The organism is Streptococcus dysgalactiae subsp. dysgalactiae (genome assembly GCF_900459225.1).
Classification (GTDB): domain Bacteria; phylum Bacillota; class Bacilli; order Lactobacillales; family Streptococcaceae; genus Streptococcus; species Streptococcus dysgalactiae.
Map to the genome: position 1 here is coordinate 751,171 of NZ_UHFH01000003.1, position 12,094 is coordinate 763,264.

At 38.0% G+C, this 12,094-nt stretch carries 11 protein-coding genes and 1 tRNA gene; 10 read left to right on the forward strand and 2 right to left on the reverse strand.

Annotated elements, in window-relative coordinates; genetic code table 11:
* The first annotated feature begins 31 nt into the window (after positions 1 to 31).
* Positions 32 to 196 (forward strand): hypothetical protein, encoded by a 165-nt coding sequence (locus DYD17_RS04145; protein ID WP_003051631.1) that lies wholly within the window; start codon positions 32 to 34, stop codon positions 194 to 196.
* A gap of 32 nt (positions 197 to 228) precedes the next feature.
* The gene (locus DYD17_RS04150; protein WP_011018106.1) at positions 229 to 789 is read left to right on the forward strand and encodes a GNAT family protein; all 561 of its coding nucleotides are present in this window, start codon (positions 229 to 231) and stop codon (positions 787 to 789) included.
* A 142-nt stretch (positions 790 to 931) separates the two neighbouring features.
* On the opposite strand, the gene DYD17_RS04155 is transcribed toward DYD17_RS04150, so the two are convergent.
* Positions 932 to 1,924, reverse strand: a complete 993-nt coding sequence (locus DYD17_RS04155; protein WP_115276379.1) for a DNA/RNA non-specific endonuclease — start codon at positions 1,922 to 1,924, stop codon at positions 932 to 934.
* A 233-nt stretch (positions 1,925 to 2,157) separates the two neighbouring features.
* Here DYD17_RS04155 and DYD17_RS04160 point away from each other — a divergent pair, with 233 nt between their 5' ends.
* The 7 genes from DYD17_RS04160 to serB all read left to right on the forward strand — a co-directional run bounded on the left by DYD17_RS04160 (position 2,158) and on the right by serB (position 9,598).
* On the forward strand, positions 2,158 to 2,337 hold the full coding sequence (locus tag DYD17_RS04160) for a competence regulator inhibitor paratox (protein WP_115276380.1): 180 nt from the start codon (positions 2,158 to 2,160) through the stop codon (positions 2,335 to 2,337).
* Between the two features lie 271 nt (positions 2,338 to 2,608).
* Positions 2,609 to 2,680, forward strand: a tRNA-Arg gene (locus DYD17_RS04165).
* 220 nt (positions 2,681 to 2,900) lie between these two features.
* Positions 2,901 to 4,112 (forward strand): FtsW/RodA/SpoVE family cell cycle protein, encoded by a 1,212-nt coding sequence (locus tag DYD17_RS04170; RefSeq protein ID WP_115252762.1) that lies wholly within the window; start codon positions 2,901 to 2,903, stop codon positions 4,110 to 4,112.
* Positions 4,113 to 4,213: 101 nt separating this feature from the next.
* Positions 4,214 to 4,774 carry an HAD-IA family hydrolase gene (locus DYD17_RS04175; RefSeq protein WP_115253253.1) on the forward strand — a complete coding sequence of 187 codons (561 nt, stop codon included), beginning with the start codon at positions 4,214 to 4,216 and terminating at the stop codon, positions 4,772 to 4,774.
* Positions 4,775 to 6,727: a DNA topoisomerase (ATP-hydrolyzing) subunit B gene (gene gyrB, locus DYD17_RS04180; protein ID WP_003050110.1), complete on the forward strand. Its 1,953-nt coding sequence runs from the start codon at positions 4,775 to 4,777 to the stop codon at positions 6,725 to 6,727.
* Between the two features lie 348 nt (positions 6,728 to 7,075).
* The gene (gene ezrA / locus DYD17_RS04185) at positions 7,076 to 8,800 is read left to right on the forward strand and encodes a septation ring formation regulator EzrA (protein WP_115245746.1); all 1,725 of its coding nucleotides are present in this window, start codon (positions 7,076 to 7,078) and stop codon (positions 8,798 to 8,800) included.
* 132 nt (positions 8,801 to 8,932) lie between these two features.
* Entirely contained in the window at positions 8,933 to 9,598 is a 666-nt protein-coding gene (serB, locus tag DYD17_RS04190; RefSeq protein WP_115252763.1) for a phosphoserine phosphatase SerB, read from the forward strand.
* Between the two features lie 26 nt (positions 9,599 to 9,624).
* On the opposite strand, the gene DYD17_RS04195 is transcribed toward serB, so the two are convergent.
* Positions 9,625 to 10,080, reverse strand: coding sequence for a YueI family protein (locus DYD17_RS04195; RefSeq protein WP_115252764.1), 456 nt, complete (start codon positions 10,078 to 10,080; stop codon positions 9,625 to 9,627).
* 224 nt (positions 10,081 to 10,304) lie between these two features.
* On the opposite strand from DYD17_RS04195, the gene eno reads away from it, so the two are divergent.
* On the forward strand, positions 10,305 to 11,612 hold the full coding sequence (eno, locus tag DYD17_RS04200; protein WP_003050115.1) for a surface-displayed alpha-enolase: 1,308 nt from the start codon (positions 10,305 to 10,307) through the stop codon (positions 11,610 to 11,612).
* Positions 11,613 to 12,094 lie beyond the last annotated feature (482 nt).

Here is a 12,094-nt window from a genome sequence, read left to right on the forward strand (position 1 = left end):
CCTGAAATACATTATAAGGGAGGTTGTCAGTATGGCTACAAAAACATTTACTAGAGATTTTAGTTTTACAGCTGAAAGTGCTGATAGTTTGATTAAGGCACTAAACCGAAACGTAACCCCCAAGACGGTCGATGTGAGCCACATCAAAGAATTGACAGCAGAAGCAGAAATTAAGGCGTTTTTTGGTAAAAAATAATGAACTATAGAACAATTTCACTCGATGAAATAATGAAATATTTAGAAAAAGAAGAAATTCAGCAACTTCTAAAATCATTCAAAGGGTTCAATGACGGAACTTCTACACCACATGATGTAGAAGTCTTTTTGCATCAAAAAGCAGTAGAGTTTGAACGCTCAGCGATAGCATCAACTTATCTTGTTTTTTCTACAGATTCCCGTGAGCTGGTTGGTTTTTTCTCGCTAGCTAATCGACCTCTTTATTTTTCAAAACAAAATTATCAAACTCTGACTAAAAGTCAACGCAAAAAAATAAGCCGTTCAGGTCGTACCTTAAAGGGAAGCGGTAGTTTTTTAATGAATAGTTTTTTGATTGGTCAATTGGGTAAAAACTATAAATCAAATACCTCTATATCAGGAAAAGAGCTACTTACATTAGCTTGTGATAAAGTTAAGAAGGCTTCAAAAATTATCAATACTAAGTATATTTGGCTAGAATGCGATAATAATCCAAAGCTTATACAGTTCTACCAAAATTTCGGATTTACCCCAATTGATAACTTCGAATCCGAAAATGGGCTTAAAGTTTTTGTAATGAAGATACAAAAATAACAAATTGGATTTCTCTTACCTTCATTGACACTCCCGCACAATCATGAACAAATTACCGTAGTAAGAATTAGCCGAAATAAAAAACCAACCGCTCTCTTGATTGAGGGCGGTTTTTTTGTGTGTCTAAAAATTTTTTGAAATCTTAGTTTTCTTCTTCTTCTTCGGTAATAGTATCGTTATAAACGTTTTCTTCTGAATCATCCACAGAATTCTCTATTTCGTCTGTTGTAGAATCTTCAATATTATCAATTTCAGCTGCAGGGCTCTCTGTTACGAGTCCACCTTTTTCGTAATTAATATTAAATCCATCAGCAGTATTGAAAACACGAACAGTTTCGTTAATTACTCCATCGGAAGATAAAGCAGATACTAAAACTGATCTTGCTAATAACTCAGCCCCCTGATATTCAGGGATGGCACTGTAGAATACATAAACATCAGGATTCTTAGTGATATGGCTTAAAACTTTTTTCTCAATATATTGCATTCCACCTTTACGTGTTCCTACATTTTGCATTTGAGTTCCAGTAATAGCGTTTTTCCGTATGGACTTTCCTCCAAGGCTATCGGCAAAGAGATGGCTACGTACAAATAAGTGACTGTTGTATTGTTTACCTTTTAATGTTGTTAACACTACAGGTACATTGTTGGTAACTTTGTATGACTTAGTACGTCTTGAATCATATTCTTTCTCACTAATTTCTTCATTATCGGCTCTATTATAAAATCTGAACCAACCGCTTGGTTCGGGATTTGTTTCCCATTTTTCACGGTATCCTTTAGACATGTCAATCATATCTTTTGTGACAACGCCGTAAGCGCCTGTTGAACGTTTATAGCCATCTAATGGGTTATAAACTACATCAGATACGGTTACTCTTTTTTCGCTTGTACCTTGTCCTTTATAGACTCTCTCGGTTGTTTTATATATCTTAGGAAAAGCAGATTGGTCAATGTTTGACTCACCAATTACAGTATAATAGTCTTTATATTCACCATAAGTCTGATTTACTGAGACTGTTTTAGCTAAGACTGTACTGTGATGATAAGTTGGAATCGCCATCACAGCAAATGATGCGAATGCTGCAACAACTATTCTGGCGAGAGAGTTTCTAAGCTTTTTAGACATATCCATGTCCTCCTTTAATTATTTACAGGTTAAGTATACCACTTTAAATTAAAAAAAATTAAAATTAATAAAATTAATTTGTTGCCAACATTGTACTAAAATTTCTTTTTATTTAATATTCGCTAATAATAAATATTTTAGTTTGTAACAAAAATAGATGTTATTTAATTTTAAATAATCTTTAAATTTTATTATGTTATTTCCTGTAAAATACGAATAATAAGATAAGGAGGTGCTTTATGCTAACATACGACGAATTTAAACAGGCAATTGATGACGGATATATCACAGGAGGCACAGTCAAGATCGTGCGCAAAAACGGACAGATTTTTGATTATGTGTTGCCGAATGAGGAGATAAGAGATTGGGAGGTTGTGACAGAGGAGAGGGTGGAAGAGGTGATGATGGAATTGTGGTGAAAGGGTGCAAAAAAGGGGCAAAAAAGATTAAAAATGAAACTATTTTAAACTTTTTACTATAATAATTACCTTTTAAATCAACACTTGAACTATTGTGAACCATTGTGTACAATAGTAGTAGATTCCGGCAGGGGTCATATCGGGTTCAGAGCTTTGAACTGACTACCTGAACCATCTTGTTAGTCATCATGAAAATGAGATCTCTTGGCTGAGATTTGAACTTGCATTCCCTCTTTTTCTAGGTTACAATAGATACTACAGATATCCAGTAGACCCCTTAGTTCAATGGATATAACAACTCCCTCCTAAGGAGTAGTTGCTGGTTCGATTCCGGCAGGGGTCATATCGGGTTCAGAGCTTTGAACTGACTACCTGAACCATCTTGTTAGTCATCATGAACATGAGCAATCTATTATTGAACATTCTAAGCTAATTTTTCCTAAAGAAAAGGTGTTGGTGATAGGCTGTTTTGCCCTTAGATTGGGGCTCTTTTTCATTTTTGGCTAAATGATCTCCAACAACAGTATTTTACCACTATGGTCACTTAAAAAGGAGGTTGCCTCTTGTCTCAAAGGAAATCTATTGAACGTCGTATTGACTATGCCATTGTTTTTCCTGTTTGTTGCTTACTAGTGTTAGGATTGGTTTCTATTTATGTGGCGACAAGTTATGATTTTCCACAGCATGTGACATCCGTTATGGGGCAGCAGGTGCTATGGATTGCTATTGGAGCAGTCTTAGCCTTTATCCTAATGTTTTTCACTACAGCCACTCTATGGAAATTGACGCCCTGGTTGTACCTGCTGGGAATCGGTTTAATGATTTTGCCCTTGATTTTCTTTAGTCCTCAGTTGGTAGCGGCAACAGGAGCTAAAAACTGGATTACGATTGGGTCGGTGACCCTGTTTCAGCCCTCTGAGTTTATGAAGATCGCTTATATCTTACTGATGGCAAGAGCAACAGTCTGGTTTAAAGGAAAAAAAGAGCGTATCCACTTCAAAGACGATTGGATTCTATTGGGGTTTTATGGCATTATAACGTTTCCTGCGCTACTCTTACTTGCTTTGCAAAAAGATTTAGGGACTGCTATGGTTTTTCTTGCCATTTTGGCGGGAATGGTCCTCATGTCTGGGATTTCCTGGTGGCTAATCATTCCTTTAACTTTTGTCGTAGTGGGATTTCTTGTGGCCTTTTTCCTTATCTTTTTATTCCCTGAAGGCAAAGAGTTTCTCTTAAAACTGGGAATGGATACTTACCAATTGAATCGTATTTCAGCGTGGTTAGATCCTTTTGCTTTTTCAGAAACCATCGCTTATCAGCAAACACAAAGTATGATTGCAATCGGCAGTGGGGGACTGTTTGGAAAAGGGTTTAATGTTTTAGAATTACCCGTTCCTGTTAGAGAAAGTGACATGATCTTCACTGTTATTGCTGAAAATTTTGGTTTTATGGGTTCAGCTCTGTTATTAATGCTTTATCTGCTCTTGATTTATAGAATGTTAAAAGTCACTTTTGAGTTTAACAACCTCTTTTACACTTACATTTCAACAGGCTTTATCATGATGATTTTGTTTCATATTTTTGAAAATATTGGAGCAGCGATTGGTATTCTACCCCTTACGGGAATTCCTCTGCCCTTTATTTCACAAGGGGGCTCAGCCTTAATTTCCAACTTGATTGGGGTCGGTCTGATTTTATCGATGACTTATCAACAGGTGCTAGCGCGTGACAAAGAAAGCGAAAAAAACTTAAAGAGACGCCTACGCTATCATTAGAAAATAAGGGACCTAGTGCTTGTGAAACAAGTTGTTACTAGTCCCTTTTTATTTATGGAAATCGCTGTAATATTAAGTGAATTTGTGATATAATGAAAAGCATGGATTATCACGATTATATATGGGATTTGGGTGGTACCTTACTCGATAATTACGAAATTTCGACCCAGGCCTTTGTTCAGACGCTAGCTTTTTTTAACCTTCCAGGTGAACATGATGCTGTTTACCAAAAATTGAAGGAATCTACAGCCATTGCGGTTGCGACCTTTGCTCCATACCAACCTCAATTTTTGCAAGAGTATAAGCAAAATGAAGCGGTGAAGCTGACTCAACCGATTTGGTGTCTGGGAGCTAGGGAAATTTTGGCTAAAATTGTGGCGTCGGGATCACGTAATTTTTTAGTGTCTCATCGTGATCAGCAAGTTAACCAGCTGTTAAAACAAGCTGGACTCTCGGAATATTTTACCGAAGTGGTCACAGCTTCGAATGGTTTCGCTCGTAAGCCTAATCCTGAGAGTTTACTGTATTTAAAAGCAAAATATAACATTGAGAGTGGCTTGGTTATCGGGGATCGTGACCTTGATAGGCAAGCGGGACAGGCAGCAGGTTTTGATACCTTGCTTGTTGATGGTAGAAAAAACCTATTGGAGATAGTAACTTAGATGATTGAAGAAAACAAACAAGTTGAAGAGAAAGCACAAGACTATGATGCCAGTCAGATTCAGGTCTTAGAAGGACTTGAAGCCGTAAGGATGCGTCCAGGAATGTATATCGGATCTACAGCTAAAGAGGGCTTGCACCACTTAGTATGGGAAATCGTCGATAATTCTATTGATGAGGCATTAGCTGGATTTGCTACTCACATCCAGGTGTTTATCGAGGCAGATAATTCAATCACAGTCGTTGATAATGGGCGTGGTATCCCCGTCGATATCCAAGCTAAAACAGGTCGTCCAGCCGTTGAAACTGTCTTTACCGTTTTACATGCCGGAGGGAAATTCGGCGGTGGCGGTTATAAGGTTTCTGGAGGACTACATGGTGTAGGTTCTTCTGTTGTTAATGCCTTGTCGACCCAATTAGATGTTCGTGTTTATAAAAATGGTCAGATACATTACCAAGAATTTAAACGCGGGGCTGTCGTTGCAGATCTTGAGGTCATTGGAACCACTGATGTGACTGGGACAACGGTCCACTTTACACCAGATTCAGAAATTTTTACCGAAACGACTGAATTTGATTATAAGGTTTTAGCAAAACGTATTCAAGAATTAGCCTTTTTGAACCGTGGTTTAAAAATTTCCATTACAGATAAACGCTCAGGTATGGAACAAGAAGAGCATTTTCACTACGAAGGTGGTATAGGTTCTTATGTTGAATTTTTAAATGATAAAAAAGAGGTTATTTTTGACACTCCTATCTACACTGATGGTGAGTTAGAAGGGATTGCCGTAGAAGTTGCCATGCAATACACCACTAGCTACCATGAGGTGGTCATGAGTTTTGCCAACAATATCCACACCCACGAGGGTGGAACTCATGAACAAGGATTTCGAACAGCTCTTACTCGGGTCATTAATGATTACGCTAAGAAAAATAAAATCCTTAAAGAAAATGATGATAATTTGACGGGAGAAGATGTCCGCGAAGGCTTAACAGCAGTGATTTCGGTCAAACATCCAAATCCACAATTTGAGGGACAGACTAAGACAAAACTTGGCAATTCAGAGGTTGTTAAAATTACTAACCGTCTCTTCAGTGAAGCTTTTCAACGTTTTCTTTTAGAAAATCCACAAGTTGCTCGTAAAATTGTGGAAAAAGGCATTTTAGCCTCTAAGGCTAGAATTGCAGCTAAGCGAGCTCGTGAAGTAACTCGGAAAAAATCAGGTTTGGAGATTTCCAACTTGCCTGGTAAATTGGCTGATTGCTCATCAAATGATGCCAGCCAAAACGAACTCTTTATCGTCGAAGGGGATTCAGCAGGGGGGTCAGCTAAATCAGGTCGTAACAGAGAGTTTCAAGCCATTTTGCCTATTCGAGGTAAAATTTTAAATGTGGAAAAAGCAACTATGGATAAGATTCTGGCCAACGAAGAAATTCGAAGTCTCTTTACTGCTATGGGAACAGGTTTTGGTGCAGACTTTGATGTGTCAAAAGCTCGTTACCAAAAGTTGGTGATTATGACTGATGCGGATGTCGATGGTGCCCATATCAGAACTTTACTGCTAACACTCATTTATCGCTTTATGAGACCGGTTTTAGAAGCAGGTTATGTTTACATTGCTCAACCACCTATTTACGGGGTGAAAGTTGGTAGTGAAATCAAAGAATACATTCAGCCTGGTATTGAACAGGAAGAACAACTAAAAACAGCTCTTGAAAAATACAGTGTCGGTCGTTCAAAACCGACCGTTCAGCGTTATAAAGGTCTGGGAGAAATGGACGATCACCAACTTTGGGAAACGACAATGGATCCTGAGAATCGTTTGATGGCACGTGTTACTGTTGATGATGCAGCAGAAGCAGATAAAGTATTTGACATGCTCATGGGAGACCGTGTTGAACCAAGGCGTGAATTTATCGAGGAAAATGCTGTTTATAGTACATTGGATATTTAGTGACCTTGTTAGCCGCACAAGGATTTGTTACCAAAGAAGACGAACTGATTAAAATCTGTGTTGATAGGGTCTGATTTAGCATGTGGCTATCTCTAGGAATAGTGTTAATGAATAGGTGTTGAGGCCGAGCTTCGACACCTATGCTAGTCTCTACTAAGAAAGTCGTGTGAGTCGCTTGTGGGAGATTGTTCAATTAGTCAAATATGTTTTGAAATGCACTTGAAAGTATGTTATAATCGTAACGTTATAGTGTATTTTTGATAAAATTTTAATAAAAGGCGATTAAGGAGTCTCAATTTTTGCTGAGACACACGTTGACAAATCGCATCTAATAATAAGGAGATTCAGATGTCAAGCGGAATTATCTTGCTGATTGTGGCTATAGTCCTACTAGTGATTATCGCCTATCTAGTAGGTGTCATTATACGAAAACGTAATGATTCACTAATTACCAGTCTAGAAGAACGAAAACAGGCCTTGTTTGCCCTACCTGTTAATGATGAAATCGAAGAAGTGAAATCATTGCATTTGATTGGACAAAGTCAAACGTCTTTTCGTGAATGGAACCAAAAGTGGACGGATTTAACCCTCAACTCTTTTGCAGATATTGAAAATCATATCTTTGAAGCTGAGAACTTAAATGACACGTTTAATTTTATTCGTGCCAAACATGAAATTAGTAGTGTTGAAAGTCAACTTAATCTTGTTGAAGAAGATATTACATCTATTCGTGAAGCGCTTGGTATCTTAAAAGAGCAAGAAGAGAAAAATAGTGCACGGGTCACACATGCCCTTGATTTGTATGAAAAATTACAAGCATCTATCTCTGAAAATGAAGACAACTTTGGTTCTACTATGGCTGAAATCGACAAACAGATGAAAAATATTGAAACTGAATTTTCACAATTTGTTGCTCTCAATTCTTCTGGAGATCCTGTTGAAGCGGCTGAGGTACTTGATCGAGCTGAAGAGCATACGATTGCACTGGGACAAATCACTGAGCAAATTCCAGCCATTGTGGCTAAATTAGAAGATGATTTCCCAGATCAACTAGATGATTTGGAATCTGGTTATCGTCGTTTACTTGAAGAAAATTACCATTTCCCAGAGAAAAATATTGAAGCTCGTTTCCAAGAAATTCGCGAATCCATTCGTGCCAACTCTTCAGAATTGGTGACTTTGGATTTAGACCGTGCTAGAGAAGAAAACACTCATATTCAAGGGCGAATCGATTCTTTATATGAGTTATTTGAGCGTGAAATCGCGGCTTATAAGGTAGCTGCTAAAAATAGCAAAATATTACCACGATACTTGGCTCATGCTAAACGCAATAACGAACAACTTAAAACTGAAATTTCTCGTCTATCTCGAAAATACATTTTGAGTGAAAATGAAGGGTTCAATGTTAAAGCTTTTGAGAAGGATATTAATGACGTTGAGGAAAACACCCTTGAAGTTGCAGAGCAGTTTGGTACACAAGAAAAGCCATTCTCAGAACTACAACTTATTTTTGAACGTAGCATCAAAACATTAGGGTCGGTTGAATCTGGTCAAATGGATGTTTTTGAAGCTGTCAAAGATATTGAAAAAATTGAATCGCATGCCCGTCAAAATCTTGAAATTTATGTGACTCAACTTCACATGATCAAACGTTACATGGAGAAGCGTAACTTACCTGGAATCCCTCAAGATTTCCTTAGTGCTTTCTTCACAACTAGTTCTCAATTAGAAGCTTTAATGTATGAACTTAGCAGAGGCCGCATCAATATTGAAGCTGTTTCACGCTTATCTGAGGTTGCTACGGTGGCTATTGCAAACTTAGAAGAATTAACTTACCAAGTCGTTCAAAATGCGACTTTGACAGAGCAATTATTACAATACTCTAACCGTTACCGTTCCTTTGAAGCCGGTGTTCAAAATAGTTTTGAGCACGCCTTGAGATTGTTTGAAGTAGACAATGATTATCAAGCATCATTTGATGAAATATCTTATGCGCTTGAAACAGTAGAGCCTGGAGTAACAGACCGTTTTGTTAACTCCTATGAAAAGACACGCGAGCATATCCGTTTTTAATACATAAAAGCCTGTGATTTATCACGGCTTTTTTGCTAGCTATTAGTTTTAGTTGCTAATGAAAAGAAGCGATTTAGGCGAAAAAATCGTTACTAAAGTGCTTATTGGTTGTGATAATAGAAGGAGAACAATATGAAAACTGTGACAGGGTTTTTGTTATTGGATGTCGATGGGACGCTCATTCAAGAAGAAGTGATTAATTTTCTTGGAAAAGAAGAAGGGCAAAAAGAAGAAATTGTAGCCATAACAGCAGCCATGGCAGGTCAATTAGATTTTAAAACAGCTTTAGTTCAGCGAGTATCTCTTTTAGCTGGTTTACCTACAAGTGTCTTTGAAAAGGTGTCGCAATCTCTTCATTTGCATAAAGGGGCTAAAAAGCTTATTACGGAGATGAAGGAAAGAGGTTATAAAATTGGTTTAGTGTCGGGAGGTTTTCATGAGATTATTGATGACTTGGTGGCTACTCTTGAGATTGATTATGTTAAAGCTAACCACTTAGAAATAAATTGTGGGCGTTTAACAGGAAGTGTCATAGGAGAAGTGGTAAGTCAACAGACAAAGGCCGATTGCCTCAAAAGATGGGCTGATGAGAATGGTTTAAGGTTGTCACGAACCATCGCTGTTGGGGATGGGGCTAACGATCTTTTAATGGTGCAGCAGGCTGGTCTTGGGATAGCCTACTGTGCTAAACCAGTTCTTAAAGAAGTTGCTGATGATCACATTGATCAGCCAGATTTAGGGTTAGTATTAGACTGTCTGGATTCCTATCTTGTCTCTCCACGAAAAAGACAAGCATAATAAACAGATATGCTTGTCTTGTCAGTTTAGTGAAATAATTTTTGCCAGAAGGTTTTAGGTTTGTCAGCCGGTTGATCGATGATATTACTGTCTTCATTTTGTGTCAAAATAACTTCTAGGCGTGTTTCATCTAGGTTTACCATGTGATCTGTGTGAAGAACAAAAGCAAAAGGCGAGGTCATGTGTTTTTCGGTTACGATAGTTGCTGCTAGCTCATATTGTTTGGCTAGTTTCATGAAAAGCATCTGGTAGTTAGGTGCTAACAGTGAAGAAATCTTTAACGTAAGGGGACGGTATTTTAGAGCAAGATTTGGTAATTCGCTTTCTAAATAATCTTTTACCCGATTATCTTTGGCATCTTCCAAAGGTAAACTTAAAACGACTCGCTCAGCATAAGTTCCTAAGTAATGACGTTGTTCGTCAGGGTTGAATCGATTTTCTCCTAGGGCGCCTTGTAGTAGTTTATCGTCTAACCGCTCCATAACTCTCCTCGCTTTTCTCTCTAGTCTCTTTATTATACCGGTTTATCTCCAAAAATACCAATTCAATCAACTGTGGAAGTTTTCTGTAAATCAACGAAAGTTTATGAATGATAAATTGAAAACAAAGTAAGGTTTTCACGAAATTGCTTTTTAAGTTGATTAAAGGCCTAGTTTGTGGTATTATTAACATGTAAAATATTTAAACTCATAAGGAGAGTATTATAATGTCAATTATTACTGATGTTTACGCTCGCGAAGTCCTTGACTCACGCGGTAACCCAACACTTGAAGTAGAAGTTTACACAGAATCAGGTGCATTCGGACGTGGTATGGTTCCTTCAGGAGCTTCAACTGGTGAACATGAAGCCGTTGAACTTCGTGATGGTGACAAATCTCGTTACCTTGGTCTTGGTACTCAAAAAGCTGTTGATAACGTTAACAACATTATCGCTGAGGCAATCATCGGTTACGATGTTCGCGATCAACAAGCTATCGACCGTGCAATGATCGCACTTGACGGTACTCCTAACAAAGGTAAACTTGGTGCTAACGCTATTCTTGGTGTTTCTATCGCTGTTGCTCGTGCAGCTGCTGACTACCTTGAAGTGCCACTTTATACTTACCTTGGTGGATTTAACACTAAAGTTCTTCCAACTCCTATGATGAACATCATCAACGGTGGATCACACTCAGATGCTCCAATTGCATTCCAAGAGTTCATGATTATGCCAGTTGGTGCACCTACTTTCAAAGAAGGTCTTCGTTGGGGTGCTGAAGTTTTCCACGCTCTTAAGAAAATCCTTAAAGAACGCGGACTTGTTACAGCTGTAGGTGACGAAGGTGGATTTGCTCCTAAATTTGAAGGAACTGAAGACGGTGTAGAAACTATCCTTAAAGCTATTGAAGCAGCTGGTTACGAAGCTGGGGAAAACGGCATTATGATCGGTTTCGACTGTGCATCATCAGAATTCTACGACAAAGAGCGTGGTGTTTACGACTACACTAAATTTGAAGGTGAAGGAGCTGCTGTTCGTACATCTGCAGAACAAATCGACTACCTTGAAGAGTTGGTTAACAAATACCCAATTATTACTATCGAAGATGGTATGGACGAAAACGACTGGGATGGTTGGAAAGCTCTTACTGAACGCCTAGGCGGACGTGTTCAATTGGTTGGTGACGACTTCTTCGTTACAAATACTGAATACCTTGCTCGTGGAATCAAAGAAAATGCAGCTAACTCAATCCTTATCAAAGTTAACCAAATCGGTACTTTGACTGAAACTTTTGAAGCTATCGAAATGGCTAAAGAAGCTGGTTACACTGCTGTTGTATCACACCGTTCAGGTGAAACTGAAGATTCAACAATCGCTGACATCGCAGTTGCAACAAACGCTGGCCAAATCAAAACAGGTTCATTGTCACGTACAGACCGTATTGCTAAATACAACCAATTGCTTCGTATCGAAGATCAACTTGGTGAAGTTGCTCAATACAAAGGAATCAAATCATTCTATAACTTAAAAAAATAAATTAGTCTAGTGGACTAATTTATCCTGAGCTAATGTATTAGCGAGGTAAAGTTATTGAGGAAGACTTGGATATGTTATCCAAGTCTTTTTTTGCGGTAAGACAGAAATCGGTCACTCGTAGAATGCGATTTCGTTGTTGCACCCCCGTCAGGCTGACTAGGTTGGTCACGACAAAATGAGTGATTAGAGCGGTATAATGGATAAAGAAAGGAGTCATTTTGAGAGTTAGGTGTTCATTGTCTTGTGATTTTCTCCATTAGAGTTTTTGGGTGTTTCTAAATTATTATTTTATTATTAACTAATTGTTGTTTTTATCTAAAAAAATTCCCAAAACGAGAAAGAAAGGGTTTACATTTAAATCATTTTTACTATATCATAGGTGATAAGAATTGAATAGTTGTTTGGTTACTATAATACAAAAACTAGCCTTGTCATGATATCGCATTTAGGTGTATCTAAAAAACAATTATGTGAACTCTTAT

Coding starts and splice junctions, on each gene's coding strand:
- DYD17_RS04145 (WP_003051631.1), top strand. CDS start 32: ATGGCTACAAAAACATTTACTAGAGATTTTAGTTTTACAGCTGAAAGT.
- DYD17_RS04150 (WP_011018106.1), top strand. CDS start 229: ATGAAATATTTAGAAAAAGAAGAAATTCAGCAACTTCTAAAATCATTC.
- DYD17_RS04155 (WP_115276379.1), bottom strand. CDS start 1,924: ATGGATATGTCTAAAAAGCTTAGAAACTCTCTCGCCAGAATAGTTGTT.
- DYD17_RS04160 (WP_115276380.1), top strand. CDS start 2,158: ATGCTAACATACGACGAATTTAAACAGGCAATTGATGACGGATATATC.
- DYD17_RS04175 (WP_115253253.1), top strand. CDS start 4,214: ATGGATTATCACGATTATATATGGGATTTGGGTGGTACCTTACTCGAT.
- gyrB (WP_003050110.1), top strand. CDS start 4,775: ATGATTGAAGAAAACAAACAAGTTGAAGAGAAAGCACAAGACTATGAT.
- ezrA (WP_115245746.1), top strand. CDS start 7,076: ATGTCAAGCGGAATTATCTTGCTGATTGTGGCTATAGTCCTACTAGTG.
- serB (WP_115252763.1), top strand. CDS start 8,933: ATGAAAACTGTGACAGGGTTTTTGTTATTGGATGTCGATGGGACGCTC.
- DYD17_RS04195 (WP_115252764.1), bottom strand. CDS start 10,080: ATGGAGCGGTTAGACGATAAACTACTACAAGGCGCCCTAGGAGAAAAT.
- eno (WP_003050115.1), top strand. CDS start 10,305: ATGTCAATTATTACTGATGTTTACGCTCGCGAAGTCCTTGACTCACGC.